The 16,284-nt window shown below is 71.6% G+C and carries 16 protein-coding genes; 7 read left to right on the top strand and 9 right to left on the bottom strand.

Annotated elements, in window-relative coordinates; all coding sequences use genetic code 11:
* From AC1DZA_RS10645 to AC1DZA_RS10630, 4 genes are all read right to left on the bottom strand, one after another.
* The coding region (locus tag AC1DZA_RS10645; protein WP_476772728.1) for an FAD-dependent oxidoreductase at positions 1–396 on the bottom strand (396 nt) is incomplete at its 3' end.
* Between the two features lie 35 nt (positions 397–431).
* Complete coding sequence (locus tag AC1DZA_RS10640) at positions 432–1,631, bottom strand: aminotransferase class I/II-fold pyridoxal phosphate-dependent enzyme (protein ID WP_476772727.1); 1,200 nt, start codon at positions 1,629–1,631, stop codon at positions 432–434.
* A 144-nt stretch (positions 1,632–1,775) separates the two neighbouring features.
* On the bottom strand, positions 1,776–3,206 hold the full coding sequence (locus tag AC1DZA_RS10635; protein ID WP_476772726.1) for an aminotransferase class III-fold pyridoxal phosphate-dependent enzyme: 1,431 nt from the start codon (positions 3,204–3,206) through the stop codon (positions 1,776–1,778).
* Between the two features lie 94 nt (positions 3,207–3,300).
* On the bottom strand, positions 3,301–4,785 hold the full coding sequence (locus tag AC1DZA_RS10630; RefSeq protein ID WP_476772725.1) for a CoA-acylating methylmalonate-semialdehyde dehydrogenase: 1,485 nt from the start codon (positions 4,783–4,785) through the stop codon (positions 3,301–3,303).
* A gap of 102 nt (positions 4,786–4,887) precedes the next feature.
* Here AC1DZA_RS10630 and AC1DZA_RS10625 point away from each other — a divergent pair, with 102 nt between their 5' ends.
* The 3 genes from AC1DZA_RS10625 to AC1DZA_RS10615 all read left to right on the top strand — a co-directional run bounded on the left by AC1DZA_RS10625 (position 4,888) and on the right by AC1DZA_RS10615 (position 7,957).
* A complete protein-coding gene (locus AC1DZA_RS10625) occupies positions 4,888–6,609 on the top strand; it encodes a PucR family transcriptional regulator (protein ID WP_476772724.1) in 1,722 nt (573 codons plus the stop codon).
* 105 nt (positions 6,610–6,714) lie between these two features.
* Positions 6,715–7,176: a VOC family protein gene (locus tag AC1DZA_RS10620; RefSeq protein ID WP_476772723.1), complete on the top strand. Its 462-nt coding sequence runs from the start codon at positions 6,715–6,717 to the stop codon at positions 7,174–7,176.
* A gap of 7 nt (positions 7,177–7,183) precedes the next feature.
* Positions 7,184–7,957: a winged helix-turn-helix transcriptional regulator gene (locus AC1DZA_RS10615; RefSeq protein ID WP_476772722.1), complete on the top strand. Its 774-nt coding sequence runs from the start codon at positions 7,184–7,186 to the stop codon at positions 7,955–7,957.
* A gap of 34 nt (positions 7,958–7,991) precedes the next feature.
* Here AC1DZA_RS10615 and AC1DZA_RS10610 read toward each other — a convergent pair whose 3' ends face one another.
* Positions 7,992–8,549, bottom strand: a complete 558-nt coding sequence (locus tag AC1DZA_RS10610; RefSeq protein ID WP_476772721.1) for an MOSC domain-containing protein — start codon at positions 8,547–8,549, stop codon at positions 7,992–7,994.
* Between the two features lie 133 nt (positions 8,550–8,682).
* Between AC1DZA_RS10610 and AC1DZA_RS10605 the strand changes: the two genes are divergently transcribed.
* Positions 8,683–9,336, top strand: a complete 654-nt coding sequence (locus AC1DZA_RS10605) for a hypothetical protein (protein ID WP_476772720.1) — start codon at positions 8,683–8,685, stop codon at positions 9,334–9,336.
* A gap of 71 nt (positions 9,337–9,407) precedes the next feature.
* Here the strand turns inward: AC1DZA_RS10605 and AC1DZA_RS10600 are convergent, their stop codons facing one another.
* The 4 genes from AC1DZA_RS10600 to AC1DZA_RS10585 all read right to left on the bottom strand — a co-directional run bounded on the left by AC1DZA_RS10600 (position 9,408) and on the right by AC1DZA_RS10585 (position 14,075).
* Positions 9,408–9,803, bottom strand: coding sequence for a cupin domain-containing protein (locus AC1DZA_RS10600; RefSeq protein WP_476772719.1), 396 nt, complete (start codon positions 9,801–9,803; stop codon positions 9,408–9,410).
* The gene (locus tag AC1DZA_RS10595; protein ID WP_476772718.1) at positions 9,800–11,248 is read right to left on the bottom strand and encodes an NAD(P)/FAD-dependent oxidoreductase; all 1,449 of its coding nucleotides are present in this window, start codon (positions 11,246–11,248) and stop codon (positions 9,800–9,802) included. The genes AC1DZA_RS10600 and AC1DZA_RS10595 overlap by 4 nt, the downstream gene beginning before the upstream one ends.
* Positions 11,249–11,473: 225 nt before the next feature.
* The gene (locus AC1DZA_RS10590) at positions 11,474–12,976 is read right to left on the bottom strand and encodes a helix-turn-helix domain-containing protein (RefSeq protein ID WP_476772717.1); all 1,503 of its coding nucleotides are present in this window, start codon (positions 12,974–12,976) and stop codon (positions 11,474–11,476) included.
* A gap of 145 nt (positions 12,977–13,121) precedes the next feature.
* The gene (locus tag AC1DZA_RS10585; RefSeq protein WP_476772716.1) at positions 13,122–14,075 is read right to left on the bottom strand and encodes a TIGR03557 family F420-dependent LLM class oxidoreductase; all 954 of its coding nucleotides are present in this window, start codon (positions 14,073–14,075) and stop codon (positions 13,122–13,124) included.
* Positions 14,076–14,330: 255 nt separating this feature from the next.
* On the opposite strand from AC1DZA_RS10585, the gene AC1DZA_RS10580 reads away from it, so the two are divergent.
* The 3 genes from AC1DZA_RS10580 to AC1DZA_RS10570 are packed head-to-tail and all read left to right on the top strand — an operon-like array spanning position 14,331 to position 16,257.
* Complete coding sequence (locus AC1DZA_RS10580) at positions 14,331–15,212, top strand: ATP synthase subunit B family protein (RefSeq protein ID WP_476772715.1); 882 nt, start codon at positions 14,331–14,333, stop codon at positions 15,210–15,212.
* A complete protein-coding gene (locus AC1DZA_RS10575) occupies positions 15,212–15,667 on the top strand; it encodes a phage holin family protein (protein WP_159603253.1) in 456 nt (151 codons plus the stop codon). Before AC1DZA_RS10580 ends, AC1DZA_RS10575 begins: the two co-directional genes overlap by 1 nt.
* Complete coding sequence (locus AC1DZA_RS10570) at positions 15,664–16,257, top strand: DUF3618 domain-containing protein (RefSeq protein ID WP_476772714.1); 594 nt, start codon at positions 15,664–15,666, stop codon at positions 16,255–16,257. The genes AC1DZA_RS10575 and AC1DZA_RS10570 overlap by 4 nt, the downstream gene beginning before the upstream one ends.
* The last annotated feature ends 27 nt before the right edge of the window (positions 16,258–16,284 follow it).

Raw genomic sequence — 16,284 nt, 5'->3', positions numbered from 1 at the left:
GGCCACCTGCGCCGCCGCGGCGAGCCCCGAGTCGCGCGCCCCGGTCAGCGTGCCGGGCGCGTCGGCGGCGCACGCCTCGCCGGCGAACCAGAGGCGCTCGGCGACGGGCTCCGCCAGGGACTCGCGCAGGCGGGGAGTGGTGCCGATCGCGTCGTACGAGAACGCGCCGCGAGCGAACGGGTCGGCGCCCCACCGCGAGCGGCGCATGGCCGTCGGCGCGGGGACGCCGTCGGGCCGGGGGGTTGGCGCGGGCACAGGGGGCGCCGAGGTCGTGGGAGCCGGCGTGGGCGCGGGCTGCGGCCAGCAGCTCGCGAGCGTGACGGCGGCGATCCCCGAGAGCGACGCGGCGAGGAAGGTTCGCCGGGCCATGCCGCCGGACGCCGCCCGAGAGTCCATGGGATTCAGGCTAGCCGACGGGGCCGACGCCGCCGTCAGACCGGCGCGGCGGCCGCGCGGAACGCCGCGGCGAACCGGGGGAGGCCGGCCTCGATCGTCTCCATCGTGGCGGTGAGCGAGATGCGGAAGAAGCCGGGCGTCTCGAACATGCGCCCCGGCAGCACGAGGACGCCCTCGCGATCGAGCGCCCGCGTGAACTCGACGTCGTCGCCGAGCGGCGACTCGGGGAACAGGTAGAACGTGCCCTCGGGCTGGGCGACGCGGTAGCCGATCTCGCGCAGGGCCGCCACCATCACGTCGCGCTTGCGCTGGAAGAGCGGCAGGTCGAACGCGAGCGTCTCCAGCTTCGGCAGCGCGTACTGCATCGACGCGTTGGGGAAGAGCCAGCCGCCCGAGATCTGCACGGTCTCGATCGCGTCGCGGAACGCCTCGCGGCCGGGCATGGTGGGGGGCACGGCGAGGTACCCGATGCGCTCGCCGGGCGAGAGCAGCGTCTTGCCGTAGCTGTAGGCGAGGAAGCTCCACGGATAGAACTCCACCGGGCTGCGGAAGCGCGCCCCGTCGAAGACGATGCGGTTGTAGGCCTCGTCGGAGATGAGGAAGATCCGCCGGCCGTTGCGCTCCGACGCCTCGTCGAGGATCGCCGCGAGCCGCTCGAGCGTGGCCGGCGGGTAGATGCGGCCCGTCGGATTGTTGGGGCTGTTCACGATCACGATGCGGGTGCGCGGCGTGATGGCCGCGGCGATCGCGTCGAGGTCGAGATCGAGGGTCTCGCGGTCGATCGACACCTTCACCGGCACCATGCCGGCCTCGATCACGAGCGGCTCGTAGAGGAACCACGGCGGGAGGCTGTACACGACCTCGTCGCCCGGGTCGCCGACGATCTTGAGGGCCGTCGAGATGGCCGCGAACCCGCCCGTGGTGAGGTGCACGTCCTCGGGCTCGAACGGGATGCCGACATGCCGGCTGAGCGACTCGGTCGCCGCGGCCACCGCCTTCGCGTCGCCGAAGTTGTAGGCGAACCACAACTCGTGCTGCGGCACCAGCGCTTCGCGGAGGATCTCGACGTAGGCCTGCGACGGCGGGTCGTGCGGGTCGCCGAACGTGAAGTCGAGCACGCCCGGCTCGTGCCGTCGCTGCTCGTAGCCCGAGAGCCGGTAGTAGTCGTAGAGCAGCTGGAACGGCGTCGCCGCCGCAACGGTCACGACACGGTCGGAGGTGAGTCGGTCATCCATGGGCGCTTCCCTCGGGATCGGGGATGCTCCGCGGGCGCGAAGTCCCCGTGAACGCGGCCCATGCTACTCCGCGACGACGCCCGCGCCTCAGGGGCCTCCATGAGCCGCTGAGACGCGGAGCGTCGAGCCGTCAGTCGCCGACTTTCAGCCGGTGACGTACCCGTCGGCCACGTCGAGGGCCGCGTCGATGATCTCGAGGCCGCGCACGAGCTCGTCCTCGGTGATCACGAGCGGCGGCGCCACGTGCATCCGGTTGAAGTGGATGAACGGCCAGAGGCCCGCCTGCTTGCAGGCCGCAGCCACGGCGGCCATCGGCGCGGCGGCCGCGCCCGCGGCGTTGAACGGAACGAGCGGCTCGCGCGTCGCGGCATCCGACACCAGCTCGATCGCCCAGAACAGGCCGAGCCCGCGCACCTCGCCGACCGACGGATGCCGCTCGGCCATCGCCCGGAGGCGCGGCTCGACGACGCGCGAGCCGAGGTCGCGCACGCGCTCGAGGATGCCGTCGCGCTCGAACACCTCGAACGTGGCGACGCCCGCCGCGCAGGCGAGCGGATGCCCCGAGTAGGTGAGCCCGCCCTGGAATGCCACCGTGTCGAAGTGCGCGGCGATGCGCGCCGAGATGACGACGCCACCGAGTGGCACGTAGCCCGAGTTCACGCCCTTCGCGAAGGTGATGAGGTCGGGCACGACGCCGAAGTGGTTCACGGCGAACCACTCGCCGACGCGGCCGAAGCCGACCATCACCTCGTCGGCGATGTAGACGATGCCGTGGCGGTCGCACAGCTCGCGCACGCCCTGCAGGTAGCCCGGCGGCGGCACGAGCACGCCGTTCGTGCCGACGACCGTCTCGAGGATGATCGCGGCGATCGTGCCGGCTCCCTCGAGCGTGATGACCTGCTCCAGGTGGGCGAGCGCGCGCTCGGCCTCCTGCTCCGGATTGTCGGCGTGGAACGACGAGCGGTACGCGTACGGGCCCATGAAGTGCGCGACGCTGCCGTCGCTCGGCTCGTTCGCCCAGCGGCGCGGGTCGCCCGTGAGCGAGATGGCCGTGGCGGTGCCGCCGTGATAGCTGCGGTACATCGAGAGCACCTTGCGCCGGCCGGTCACGGCGCGGGCCAGGCGCACGGCGTACTCATTGGCGTCGGCGCCGCCGTTGGTGAAGAACACCTTGTCGAGGTCGCCGGGCGCCACCTCGGCGATGCGGCGGGCGAGCTCGCCGCGCACGTCGTTCGCCATCGACGGCTGGATCGTCGCGAGGCGGCCCGCCTGCTGCTGGATCGCCGCGACGAGGTCGGGATGCTGGTGCCCGAGGTTCAGGTTCACGAGCTGGCTCGAGAAGTCGAGGTAGGCGTTGCCCGCGTAGTCCCAGAACGTCGAGCCCTCACCAGCCGCGATCGGCAGCGGGTCGATGAGCGCCTGCGCGCTCCACGAGTGGAACACGTGGGCGCGGTCGTCGGCGCGCACCCGGGCGTCGGCCTCGAGGTCGGGCAGCGGATGCCGCGTGCCGCTCCGGTCGGCGTACCTCGCCGTCGCGGCATCCGTCGCTTGGGTCTCGGTGAGTGTGTCGGTCATGCGTGGTGCTCCTCGCGGATGTCTCCGGATGACAGTCGTTGTCGGTATCGGGCAGAGCGAACCGACAATTGCCGTCATCTCGATGGGAAGAGGGTCAGTGGTTCGACGGGAAGCCGAGGTTGACCTGCGACTCCGACGGGTTCGGCCAGCGGGTGGTGACGACCTTCGAGCGGGTGTAGAAGTGCACCGACTCGGGGCCGTAGATGTGCGAGTCGCCGAACAGCGAGCTCTTCCAGCCGCCGAACGAGTACGCGCCGACGGGCACGGGGATCGGCACGTTCACGCCGACCATGCCGACCTCGATGTCGAACTCGAACTGGCGGGCCGTGCCGCCGTCGCGCGTGAAGATCGCGGTGCCGTTCGCGAACCGGTTGGCGTTGATGAGCGCGACCGCCTCGTCGTACGACTCGACGCGCACGACCGAGAGCACCGGGCCGAAGATCTCGTCGTCGTAGACCTTCATGCCCGGCTTCACGTGGTCGACGAGCGAGACGCCGACGAAGAAGCCGTCGCCGTCGAAGGCCTGCGTGGTGCCGTCGACGACGACCGTCGCGCCTTCGGCCGCTGCGCCCGTCACGTAGGAGGCGACCTTGTCGCGGTGTTCGCGCGTGATGAGCGGACCCATCTCGCTCGCGGCATCCGTGCCGTCGCCGATGACGAGCGCGCCCATGCGGCTGCGCACCGCCTCGACGAGGTCGTCGGCCACGTCGCCCACCGCGACGAGCACCGACACGGCCATGCAGCGCTCGCCGGCCGAGCCGTACGCGGCCGACACCGCGGCGTCGGCCGCGCCCTCGAGGTCGGCGTCGGGCATGACCACCATGTGGTTCTTCGCACCGCCCAGTGCCTGCACCCGCTTGCCGTTCGCGGCGGCCCGCTCGTAGATCGACTTCGCGATCGGCGTCGAGCCGACGAACGAGATCGCGCGCACCTCGGGGGCGTCGAGGATCGTGTCGACCGCGACCTTGTCACCGTGCACGACGTTGAGCACGCCGTCGGGAAGGCCCGCCTCCTGGAACAGCTTCGCGAGGAAGACGGCGGCGCTCGGGTCCTTCTCGGAGGGCTTCAGTACGACCGTGTTGCCGCACGCGATCGCCGAGGCGACCATCCACAGCGGCACCATGACCGGGAAGTTGAACGGCGTGATCGCGCCGACCACGCCGACGGGCTGCTTCGTCGAGTGCACGTCGACGCCGCGCGCGACTTGCTCCGAGTGCTCGCCCTTCAGCAGGTGCACGAGCCCGGCGGCGAACTCCACGTTCTCGATGCCGCGCGAGATCTCGCCCGCGGCATCCGACAGCACCTTGCCGTGCTCGCTCGTGAGGATCGCCGCGAGCTCGCCCTGGCGCTCGACGAGCAGGTGACGCAGCCTGAAGAACACGTCGGCGCGCTTGATGAGGCCCGTCGCGCGCCAGCCCGGCAGGGCAGCGGATGCCGCGGCGATCGCCTGCTCGACCTCGCCCACCGAGGCGAATACCACCTCGTGCTGCTGCGCACCGGTGGCCGGGTTGAAGACCGGACCGGTGCGCTCGGCGTCGGCGACCTCGCGGCCGTTGATGAAGTGTCGGATGAGGCTCATGCGGGTCCTTCGTGACGTGGGCGACGAGGGTCGGACAGAATGGCCGATGTGGTCGTCTAGGCTGGCACTCCCGAGTCTTACAGAGGCAGAGAGGCCCGATCGATGGCAGATCGTCGCGAAGACGACGCGATCCGAACAGATCGTCCGACGGCGCCGGCGGCGACCGCGGCGAGCGCCACGGCCGCCGACGGGCTGCCGACCGTGCGGGAGATCCTCACGCTCGAGGCGGTCGCACACGGCCTTCCCGAGGTGCTCTCGGGCGAGGGTGCGCTCGACGCGCGCGTGCGCTGGGTGCACGTCTCCGACAGCGCGGGCGTCGCGCGGCTGCTCGTCGGCGGCGAGCTGCTGCTCTCGACCGGCTCGGGCTGGCCGACCGAGCCGCGTGAGCTCGAGGCGTTCGTGGCCGAGCTCGTCGAGGCGGGCCTGTCGGGGCTCGTGCTCGAGCTCGGCGTGCACTACCGCTACGTTCCCGCGGTCGTGGAGCAGGCCGCTCGCGATCACGGCCTCGCGCTCGTCGCGCTGCACCGCGAGGTGAAGTTCGTCACGCTCACGGAGGCCGTGCACAGCCGCATCATCTCGGAGCAGACCGCCGCCCTGCGGGCCCGCGACGAGGTGCGGGAGCGCTTCACCGCCCTGAGCCTGCGGGGATCGCCCGCCGACTTCATCGTGCACCAGCTCGCACAGACGCTCGGGTCGGCGGTCGTGCTCGAGAACCTCGCGCACGAGGTGGTGGCCAGCGAGGTGCCGCCGGCGGCCGAGCAGGAGCTCTTCTCCGGCTGGGAGGCACGATCGCGGCTGGCGCATCGCCGGCACGCGGAGCAGCTCATCGCGGGACTGGCCACCGCCGGCGGCACCGGCGCCAACCGCGCCCACGACGAGTGGCTCATCGTGCCCGTCGAGGCCCGCGGGGTGCGCTGGGGCCACCTCATCGCACTGCCCGGGCCGGCGCACCCGGCGGGCCGTGCGAGCGTGCTCGAACAGGGCGCGATCGCCCTGGCCCTGGGTCGCCTCGCCGACGGCGCGGCCGACGAATGGATGCGCATCGGGCGCCAGCGGCTGGTCGACGGCCTGCTCGCCGGTCGCTTCGCCGGGCTTGCCGGTGCGGTGGCGCGCCTCGAGGCGGCCGGCCTGCCCATCACCGGCGCCCGGGTCCGTGGGTTGGTCGTCTCCGGTGCTCCCGTCGTCGACGGCGCAGCGGATGCCGCGGCGCGGGCCCTCGGCGGACGTGCGATCGATGCGGCGGCGCCCGCCTCTGCGTTCCCCGGACCGGGCGCGCGCATCGTGCTCCTCTCGCTCCCGGACGGATCGGGCGAGCTGTCGGACGCGGCGGTGCGCGGGTTCACGACGACCCTCGTGGGCGCCGACGCGGCATCCGTCGAACGGCTGGTGGTCTCGATGGGCGCGGCCGCCGACGGACTCGACGGCCTGCTCGGCTCGGTCCAGGAGGCGATCGACCTCGGACGCGGGCCGAGACCGCGCGAGGCGCGCGGCCTCGTCGTTCGCCGCGCCGAGGACAGGCCCCTCATGCGACTCGTGACCTCGCTGCGCGACGATCACCGGCTGCTGCGGCACAGCGAGCGGATGCTCGCGCCGCTCATCGAGTACGACCTGGCGCGCGACGGCGACCTGCTCACCGTGCTCGGCGCCATGCTCGCGCACCCCGGCAACCGCACGGCCGCCGCTGCGGCGAGCCACCTGTCGCGCTCGGTGTTCTACCAGCGGCTCGCGCTCATCGGGGACCTGCTCGGGGTCGACCTCGACGACGGCGAGGCGCTCACCGCACTGCACCTCGCCCTGCTCGCGCGGCGCAGCGCCGTGCGCTGAGCGCCGGCCCGCGGCATCCGTTTACTTGCTATTGACAAGTTTGCTTGCAAAGAGCAAGCTGATGTTCGCAACCCGGAACCGACCGATCCCACACTGGAGCAGACCATGACCACCAGCATCTTCGTGAACCTCACCACGTCCGACCTCGACCGCGCGAAGGCGTTCTACGAGGCGCTCGGGTTCTCGATCAACCCGAACTTCACCGATGAGAACGCCGCCTGCGTCGTGCTCGACGACAACGTGTACTTCATGGTGCTCACCCGCGAGTACTTCGGCACGTTCACCGACAAGCAGGTCATCGACCCCGCGACCCAGGCCCAGGTGTCCATCGCACTCAGCCGCGAGACGCGCGAGGCCGTCGACGAGGTCCTCGAGAAGGGTCTCGCGGCGGGCGGCTCCGAGCCGCGCGAGGCGCAGGACTACGGGTTCATGTACTCGCGCGACCTCGACGACCCCGACGGCAACAACCTCTCGTTCCTGTTCATGGAGCCCGCCGCGGCCGAGATGGGCCCCGAGGCCTACATGGCCCAGCAGGGCGCGGGCGCGTCGGCGTCGCCGTCGGCCTGAGCGTCGCATGGCGACACGCGGCGCACGCGGCCTCGGCCAGTACAGCGGCGTGGCACGAGCCGTCGAGCGGGTCGGGGAGCGGTGGGCGCTGCTCATCATCCGCGACCTGCTCGTCGGCGCGCGCCGCTACAGCGACCTGAAGGCCGGGCTGCCGCGCATCCCGACGAACATCCTGAGCGACCGGCTGAAGGAGCTCCAGGAGGCCGGCATCGTTCGCCGCGTTCCGACCGTGCGCGGCGGCTACGAGTTGACGCCGCGGGGCCGCGCCCTCGAGCCGGTCATCGACGGGCTCGAACGGTGGGGCTGGTCGGCGCTCGGCGACCCCGCCGAGGGCGAGGTCGTCACCCGCGACGCGCTGACGGCGACGCTTCGGGCGGCATTCAGGCCGGATGCCGCGGCGGGCGCGCCCCCGACCGAGTACGTGCTGCACGTGGCCGACGCGTCCGTGGTCGCCGTCGTGGCGAACCGCACGCTCGAGGTCGTGCCCATCGGCCCGGGAGCGCTCCCGCAGCCCAGGCGTGGGAACCCGACCGAGGTGGCGTTCGAGGCGGGCGCCGAGCTCGTGCTCGAACCGGCGGAGTTCCGCGACCTCATCGCCGGCGCCCTCGATCCCGCGGCCGTGCGGGTGGTGGCGGGCGAGTCCGAGGCGGTCGTGCGCTTCACCCGCGTGTTCCGCATCGATCCGGTCGGCCCGGCACCCGGTGCCTCCTCCGAGGCCGGGGACGGTGGGGACGCCGGGGACGCCGGGGCACCGGGCGCGTCCGCGGCATCCGTCGCCTGACGTTCTGCCCCGCGGGGTCAGATGACGTTCCTCGTCAGACCACCGGCAGCGGCTCGTGCGGCGCGTCGGGCAGGTCGACCGTGATGGCGTCGCCGGGTCGCACCACGCCGCCCTCGACGACGATCGCCATGACGCCCGCCCGGCGATGGGTGACGCCGGCTCGGTCGCGCCGGATGAGGCGCTTCATCAGGCCCGACTGGAACCGCTCGATCTGCACGCACGGATTGCGGAGCCCGGTGAGCTCGACCTCGGCGGAGTCGCCGAGCCGGATCCGCGTGCCGAGGGGGAGGGCCAGCAGGTCGAGGCCCTGAGTGGTGACGTTCTCGCCGAGCTCGCCGGGCGCGACCTCGTGCCCCTCGACCGCGAGCTCGTCGAACAGCTCCCGCTGCAGCAGGTGGACCTGGCGCATGTTGACCTCCGTCCACGTGCCGCGGAACCGCGAGCGGCGGCGAACGGTCGCCCCGGCATGGGCGTCGCCGTCGATGCCGTGGCCCGCGATGAGCTCGATCTCCGCTCGCACCGGCTTCGAGAAGCGGTGGCCGTCGTCGCGCGCGACGGCCGTCACGGCGGCCGAGGGTGCGGTGGCGTTCACCGGTCCAGTCTGCCGGATGCCACCGGTATCGGGTCGTGATCGAAGTGAGATGAGAGGGCCGCACGGATGCTGGTCCCCGCTCGATAGGCTGTCCCAGCCCGTCGCACGTGGCGGGGCCGAGAGAAGGAGATTCATGGCGAGATACCGCCCTGCCGGTGCGAAGATCACTACGCTCGTCGCGATCTCCCTGACGGTGATCTCGCTCACCGCGTGCACGCAGCCCGACCAGACCGTTCACACACCCACGGCTACAGCGTCGCCCTCGCCGACGCCGATCGAGTCGCCGACGCCTTCCGCGACTCCGACCGCGGTCGCAGCGGATCCCGGCGACGTCACGACGTGGATGGTGACCGCTGAGGGCATCGGCCCCCTCGAGCGGAACGTTGCCTACTCCGACTCGGTCAGCGGCCTGGCGGGCTTCGAGGCGTCCGAGATGTGCCCCGGCGTCATGACGCTCTCGACCGAGGGGGCGGGCCAGTTCGCGATCGTGCTCGGCGACGACGGAGTGAACACACGGTCCGTGTGGGTCGCGGGAGGCGCGGGCGTCGACGGGGTGGTCCCCGACTCTCCCTCGACGGAGACCGGCATCCGCCTCGGATCCTCCATGACCGAGCTCACGGCGGCGTATCCCGACCTCATCCTCGTCTCGCAGATCGCCTCGGAGGCGTACGGCTATGCGGTCGGGGATGACTCGACGGGTTGGATCGACTTCATCGTCAACCAGGAGACGGTCACCACGATGGGCTCATCGGAGCGGGCCAGCGCTCCGAAGGAGATGTGCGGCTGACCTCACCGGTCGACCACGGCTCGGCTCCGCTCGGCTCGCGCCGCGTCGCACGACCTGCGCTCGAGGCTCGCCTACGGCGAGACGTACACCTTCCGGAGCGTCTGCCGCACCGTCCAGATCGTGCGCATGCCCGATTCGAGTCGCACGACCGATCCGGGGGCGAGCACGATCGGCGAGGCGTGCGGATGCTCGAACTCCACGGTCGCGGCGCCGGCGAGCACGACGAAGACCTCGTCGGCCTCCACGTCGCGCATCGCTCCGACGGTCATCTCCCACACGCCCACCGTTCGCTCACCGTCGTCGTCGAGCACGAGGTGGCCGGTGGTCGGGCTGCCGGCGATGACCTGCTCGGCCTCGACCGGCAGGTGCTCGAGGGTGACGGATGCGGCATCCGCGATGGTGCCCGGATCGAGCCGGGGACCCGGCGCCGCGCCCGACGCCCCCGAAATCCCCGTCTCGGGGCTCATGAGTCGAACCCCAGGCCGAGTGCGTCGAGCGTCTTGAGCAGCACGTTGCGCTTCCCCTCGGTGTGATCGGCGCGGTCGAGTGACCAGCGCGTGGCGTTGATGCCGATGGCGGCCACGGGCTCGGGCGGGAACGGCAACGGCCGCTCGCGCACCATCCGCAGCCCGGTGCGCTCGTTGTCGCGCTGCTCGAGCTGGTCGAGCATGACCTCGGCGGCGAACCTCGTGGCGGCGACCCCGAGCCCGGTGAACCCGGCCGCGTAGGCGATGCGGTCGTCGCGGGCCGTGCCGAAGAACGCGCAGAACCGGGTGCTTGTGTCGATGGCGCCAGCCCACTGGTGGCTGAACCGCAGGCCCTCGAGCTGCGGGAAGGTCGTGAAGAAGTGCGCGGCGAGTCGCTCGTACGACTCGGGCCGGTGCTCGTACTGCTCGCGCACCCGGCGGCCGTAGTGATACACCGCGTCGTACCCGCCGAAGAGCACGCGGTTGTCGCGCGAGAGCCGGTAGTAGTGGAACTGGTTCGCGAGGTCGCCGAGACCTTGTCGATGAGACCAGCCGATCGACGCGAGCTGCTCGGCGGTCAGTGGCTCGGTCATGAGCGCGTAGTCGTACACGGGCACCGTCATGAGCCGGTTGCGCTTGAGCAGGCTCGGGAACACGTTCGTGGCGAGCACGGCCCGCTGCGCCACGACCCAGCCGCGGTCGGTGACGAGGGTGACGGCGCCCGTCGACCCCGGGGTGTCGATGCGGCGCACGGGGGAGTGCTCGAAGATCTCCACGCCGAGCTCCTCGGCCACGCGGGCGAGCTCGGCCGCGAGCTTCGCCGGGTGCAGGATCGCGCTGCCGCGGGTGTCCCACGCGGCTGCGAGGTAGGTGGGCGAGTCGACCTCGGCGCGTACCGCGGCCTCGTCGAGGAAGCGCACGCTCTCGTCGCCACGAGCGGATGCCGCGGCGGCCTCCTCGCGCAGCCACTCCACCTGATGAGGCTCGACCGCGAGCGACAGGGCGCCGTTCCGCTCGAACTCGAAGTCCATGCCGAACTCGGACTCGGCGGCCTCGATGGCGTCGAGGTTCTCGAGGCCCAGGCGTTCGAGGGTCGGCATCTCCTCGGGCCACCGCGACATCCCGTTCTCGCGGCCGTGGGTGAGGCTCGCCTCGCAGAAGCCGCCATTGCGACCGGACGCCGCCCAGCCGATCGACTTCGCCTCGAGCAGCACGACGCGCGCCTCGGGGTTGCGTCGCTTCGCGAGCACCGCCGTCCAGAGCCCGGTGTAGCCACCGCCGACGATCGCGAGCGTCGCGATGCGCTCGCCGCTCAACCTCGGTCGTGGCCGCTTCGCGTCGTCGCTGAGGTCGTCGAGCCAGAACACGCGCTGCTGCGTCTCGGCGAGCGAGTGCTCGACGACGGATGCCGGCGGCCGGCGGCGTTCGAATACGGTCGTTCCCACGGCGATCACTCCAAGGCGGTCGGGGTTCCATCCTCCCGCGCGGCGCCCGGGGAACGCCAGCACCGTGGTGTCGCGACATCCGCTCGGCGCCGGACACCCTGCCCGGCGCAACCTGTCACTTCCGGCGGATATACGATCCGGCGCGCCGCTCTGGGCACATGGACTCCGGCGCGCCGGATCGTATATCCGCAGTTCGATGCATGCGGTCACCGCGTGCGGTCGCGCTCAGGCGCGGGGGGCGTGCGCCTCGAGGAACTGGTACACCTCGGTCTGGTCGACACCCGGGAACGTGCCGGTGGGCAGCGCCGCGAGCAGCGACGTGGGGGTGCGCGCGGCCGGCCACGAGGCATCCGCCCACGTGTCGGCCAGGTCGCCCGGCGGGCGACGGCAGCAGGACTCGTCGGGGCAGCGCGACACCGCACGATGGGGTGTCTCGCGCCCGCGGAACCACTTCACGTGCTCGAACGGCACGCCGACCGACACCGAGTACTCGCCCTCCTTCGCCTTCTCGATGCGCGACGTGCACCAGAACGTGCCCGACGAGGTGTCGGTGTACTGGTACCAGGGGCTGAACCGGTCCTCGACGTCGAAGACCGTGCGGGCCGTCCAGTTGCGGCACACGGTGGTGCCCTCGACCGCGCCGAGCGCATCGCTCGGGAAGCGCACCTTGTCGTTCTCGTACGCCTTGATGATGGTGCCCGACTCGTGCACCTTCATGAAGTGCACCGGGATGTCGAGGCGCGCCGTCGCGAGGTTCGTGAACCGGTGCGCGGCGGTCTCGTAGGAGACGGCGAAGTGGTCGCGCAGCTCCTCCATCGAGATGCGGCGCAGGTTCTTCGCCTCGGTGAGGTAGCGCACGGCCGCCTGCTCGGGCAGGAGGATCGCGGCGGTCAGGTAGTTCGTCTCGATGCGCTGCCGCAGGAAGTCGGCGTAGCCGCGGGGCTCGTCGTGGTCGAGCAGGTGGCTCGCGAGCGCCTGCAGGATGGGCGAGCGCGAGTCGCGCGACGGCGACTGCTGGGTCGGCAGGTAGATGCGACCGTTGCGCTTGTCGGTGACCGAGCGGGTCGAGTGCGGCAGGTCGCCCACGTAGTGCAGCGAGTAGCCGAGGTGGCTCGCCATGTCGGCGACGAGCTGGTGCGACACCGGTCCGCCGGTGTGGCCGACGGCCTCGAGCAGCTCGGCCGCCTCCGCCTCGAGCTCGGGATAGAAGTTGTCGCGGGCGCGCATCTCGGCGCGCAATTCGGCGTTCGCGCGCCGCGCCTCCTCGGGGGTGGCCGCGCGCTCGCGATGCAGCCGGTCGATCTCGTGGTGCAGGGCGAGGATCGTCTGCAGGGTCTGGTCGCTCATGCCCTTCGCCACCCGGAACGGCGGCAGTCCGAGGGCGGCGAAGACAGGTCCGCGCTGGGCCCGCTCGACGGCGATCTCGAGCGCGGCCCGCTCCGACGGCGCGTCGGGCTTCAGCAGCTCGTCGGCCGTCGTGCCGAGCGCGAGCGCGATCGTGCGCAGCATCGACAGCCGCGGCTCCCGCTTGCCGTTCTCGATCGCCGACACCTGCGACGGCGCCCGGTCGATGGCGGCGGCCAGCCGGCCGAGCGTCATGCCGCGGGCGACGCGGCGCTCTCGGATGCGGCGACCCAGGGTCAGCGCGTCCACCTCGTCGGGGTCGACCCCGGCGGAGTCGATGTCGGCGGACTCGACCTGTGCGGCGCGGCGATCGGCGATGACCATGCCTTCGATGCTCACACGGGCGAGCGGATGCCGCAAACGGAACAACCCCGAATATTCTGCGTTCGATCGCTGCGGCCTCGGTTAACGGTGGGTCTCGGCTTCAAGGTGGAGCGAAAGAAGAACGCGAATTCCGGATGTCGCGATGTCACCCGCCGAGCGCCGGCTTCAGCTCCCTGGCGAAGAAGTCCATGAACCCGTCGGGGTCGGGACCGTTGTTCATGAGCACGACGTGGTCGTAGCCGACCTGCTCGTACTCCCGGATCGCCTCGAGGTGCTTCGCGGCATCCGGTCCGCACGGCATCGACGCCGCCACGTCCTCGGGCTTCACGACCTGCGAGGCCGCCTCGAAGTTGGCCGGATTGGGCAGCTCGCTCATGACCTTCCAGCCCGTGAGCGACCAGCGACTCGTCTCGAAGGCGGCCTGCACCGCCTGCTCCTCGGTCTCGGCCCACGCGAGGCCCACCTCGCCGTAGGTCGGCCCGCTGCCGCCGGCACCGCGGTAGGCGTCGAACAACTCGGGCTTCGGCTCGGTGCCGAACATCCCGTCGCCGAGCTCGGCGGCCAGCTCCGCGGCATCCGTGCCACCAGCCGCCACCGCGATCAGCGGCAGCTCGTCGGGCAGGTCGAACACGCGCGCGTCCTCGAGGTCGAGGTACTCGCCCCGGTACGACTGGTAGCCGCCCTGCCACAGCAGGCGGATGATCTCGAGGGCCTCGCGGAGCATCGCCTGCCGGTCGGCGACCGCGGGGAATCCGCGTCCGACGACGTGCTCGTTGAGCCGCTCGCCCGACCCCACGCCGAGCGTGAAGCGGCCGTCGGAGACGAGCGACAGGGTCGCCGCGGCCTGCGCGATGATCGCCGGGTGGTACCGCACCGTCGGGCAGGTCACGCCGGTGGCCAGGCCGACCGACTCGGTGCTCGCCGCGATGGCGCCGAGCACAGTCCAGGCGAACGGCGAGTGCCCCTGCGAGTCGAGCCACGGGTGGTAGTGGTCGCTGATCTCGACGAAATCGAATCCGGATGCCTCCGCCAGCTTCGCCTGGCGCACCAACTCGTTGGGTCCGAACCCCTCGGCCGAAAGCTTGTAGCCGTACTGCATGCGTCTCCCCTCGACCACGGCAGGCTACGTGCGGATCGCCGCCGCCGGAATCCGGTTGCGTTCGTGCCGACGTCGGGTCACAATGCCCGGCTGCGGCCGCTCGGAGGCGCGCGGCGGCGCGGGCGCGCTCGCGTTATACGCCTCGGTTCGACGCCTCGCAAGGGTCTTCTGGCGGTGGAACCGCGAACCTAGCGTTCTTGGGGATACGAGCGGGGCCTGCCTGTGCAGGCCACCGAGACGGGAAGTGAGTTGACGATGACGAACAGCACGACACCTGGATACCCGAGTTCGAACGACGCGTCATTCGGTGCGAACGAAGCGGCAGTCGGCGGCTCCACCACCACCGGCGTGCCGGGAACGACGGGCACCACCGGAACCACGGGCACGACCGGGACGACCGGCGTGAGCGGCACGACCTACGAGTCGACCACGCCTGGCAAGCGCGACGAGGCCGCCAACCTCGCCAAGGAGGCCGGCGACGCCGGCAAGCGCGTCGCGGGAACGGCCAAGGAGGAGACCAAGGCGGTCGGATCGGAGGCGCGCTACCAGGCCCGCCGGCTCGCCGACCAGGTCGGCAGCGAGGTGCGCCAGCAGGCCGCGACCCAGCAGAGCCGCGCAGCGAAGGGCCTCCGCAGCGTCGGCGACGAGTTCTCCAGCATGGCCAACGGCACCGGAACCGGTTCGGGCTTCGCGGCGGATATCGCCCGCCAGGCGGGCGACCGCGTGGGCGCCGTCGCGCAGTGGCTCGACGAGCGCGATCCGCGCGACCTGCTCGAGGAAGTGAAGGGCTTCGCCCGCCGCCGTCCCGGCGTCTTCATCGGCATCGCCGTCGGCGCCGGCGTGGTCGTCGGTCGCCTGGTGCGGGCACTGGCCCAGCCGTCGGACGACGACTCGTCGGGCGGCTCGCGCCGCTACGCCACCTACGGCAACGGCGACAGGGCATCCGCGGGCACGCGCACCGGCACGTCGTACGGCCGCACCGGGACGCTCGGCACGAGCGGCGCCGCGGGCACCGGGACCACCGTTCCGGGTGAGACCACGGTCGTCACGGGCACGGTCGGCGGCGCTGCCGCGGACCCGCTGGCCGGTGAGACGTGGACGGAGGGCGGCACCACGACCTCGAGGGACGGCCTCTGATGACGAACCTGAACCAGCCGCGCACGGGCTCGCACGCGGCATCCGACCTGCCGACGCCGTCGGAGCAGCAGGCGGCGACGACGTCGCTGGGCGACCTGATGGCGGAGGTCAGCCGTGACATCTCGACGCTCATCCGGCAGGAGATGGCGCTCGCCAAGGCGGAGCTGAAGCAGACGGTGAAGCAGACCGGGAAGGGCGCGGGCCTCTTCGGTGGGGCCGGCGTCGCCGGATTCTTCACCTTGCTGTTCCTCTCGATCGCCCTCTGGTGGGCGCTCGGATACCTCATGGGGAACGCGTGGTCGGCAGTGATCGTGGCGGTCATCTGGGGGATCGTCGCCGCGGTGCTGTACTTCACGGGCAAGAAGGAGATCGAAGAGGTCGAGGGCATGCCCCAGACCGTCGACACCGTCAAGGAGATCCCCGAGACGCTGAAGAGGAATGAGGAGAACCGATGAGCAACCCCGATGTCGTCCGCTCGGACGACCCTGATGTGATCCGCGCCGACATCGAGCGCACGCAGCGTGAACTCGGCCAGGACGTCGACGCGCTCGCCGACAAGGTGAACCCGGCCAAGGCCGCCCAGCGCCAGACCGACAAGGTGAAGCGGGCCGCATCCCGGTTCAAGGACGGGGTGATGGGCACCGCCTCCGACGTCGGCGACTCGGCGCAGTCCGCGGTCGGCCACGCCGGCGAGGCCATCGCCGATGCGCCCCGCAGGGTGGCGTCCGCCACTCAGGGCAACCCGGTCGCCGTCGGCCTCATCGCCTTCGGCGTCGGCCTCCTCGCCGCCTCGCTGATCCCGGCGTCGCGCGTCGAGCAGGACGCCGCCGACAAGGTGAAGGATGCCGCGGCGCCCCTCGTCGACGAGGCCAAGGACGTCGCCAAGGAGTCGGCCGAACACCTCAAGGAGCCCGCACGCGAGGCCGCCGAGGCGGTCAAGGACCGCGCGCAGGAGGGCGTCGAGAATGTGAAGGCCGAGGGTCAGGACGCGGCGTCGCAGGTGCAGAACGATGCGAAGCACGCGGCCGACCGCCAGATGAGCTGAGGCCGCCTACCCGGCTGATCCGAACGG

The organism is Agromyces sp. P2_B3 (genome assembly GCF_056404815.1).
Note: the sequence above shows the minus strand (reverse complement) of the source record. Positions and strands in the feature narration are given on the sequence as shown.

Excerpts from the sequence above, each read along its gene's own strand:
- AC1DZA_RS10615 (WP_476772722.1), top strand. The coding sequence starts at position 7,184 with ATGGCGACACGCGGCGCACGCGGCCTCGGCCAGTACAGCGGCGTGGCA.
- AC1DZA_RS10625 (WP_476772724.1), top strand. The coding sequence starts at position 4,888 with ATGGCAGATCGTCGCGAAGACGACGCGATCCGAACAGATCGTCCGACG.
- AC1DZA_RS10605 (WP_476772720.1), top strand. The coding sequence starts at position 8,683 with ATGGCGAGATACCGCCCTGCCGGTGCGAAGATCACTACGCTCGTCGCG.
- AC1DZA_RS10600 (WP_476772719.1), bottom strand. The coding sequence starts at position 9,803 with ATGAGCCCCGAGACGGGGATTTCGGGGGCGTCGGGCGCGGCGCCGGGT.
- AC1DZA_RS10620 (WP_476772723.1), top strand. The coding sequence starts at position 6,715 with ATGACCACCAGCATCTTCGTGAACCTCACCACGTCCGACCTCGACCGC.
- AC1DZA_RS10590 (WP_476772717.1), bottom strand. The coding sequence starts at position 12,976 with ATGGTCATCGCCGATCGCCGCGCCGCACAGGTCGAGTCCGCCGACATC.
- AC1DZA_RS10570 (WP_476772714.1), top strand. The coding sequence starts at position 15,664 with ATGAGCAACCCCGATGTCGTCCGCTCGGACGACCCTGATGTGATCCGC.
- AC1DZA_RS10575 (WP_159603253.1), top strand. The coding sequence starts at position 15,212 with ATGACGAACCTGAACCAGCCGCGCACGGGCTCGCACGCGGCATCCGAC.
- AC1DZA_RS10635 (WP_476772726.1), bottom strand. The coding sequence starts at position 3,206 with ATGACCGACACACTCACCGAGACCCAAGCGACGGATGCCGCGACGGCG.
- AC1DZA_RS10640 (WP_476772727.1), bottom strand. The coding sequence starts at position 1,631 with ATGGATGACCGACTCACCTCCGACCGTGTCGTGACCGTTGCGGCGGCG.
- AC1DZA_RS10630 (WP_476772725.1), bottom strand. The coding sequence starts at position 4,785 with ATGAGCCTCATCCGACACTTCATCAACGGCCGCGAGGTCGCCGACGCC.
- AC1DZA_RS10585 (WP_476772716.1), bottom strand. The coding sequence starts at position 14,075 with ATGCAGTACGGCTACAAGCTTTCGGCCGAGGGGTTCGGACCCAACGAG.
- AC1DZA_RS10580 (WP_476772715.1), top strand. The coding sequence starts at position 14,331 with ATGACGAACAGCACGACACCTGGATACCCGAGTTCGAACGACGCGTCA.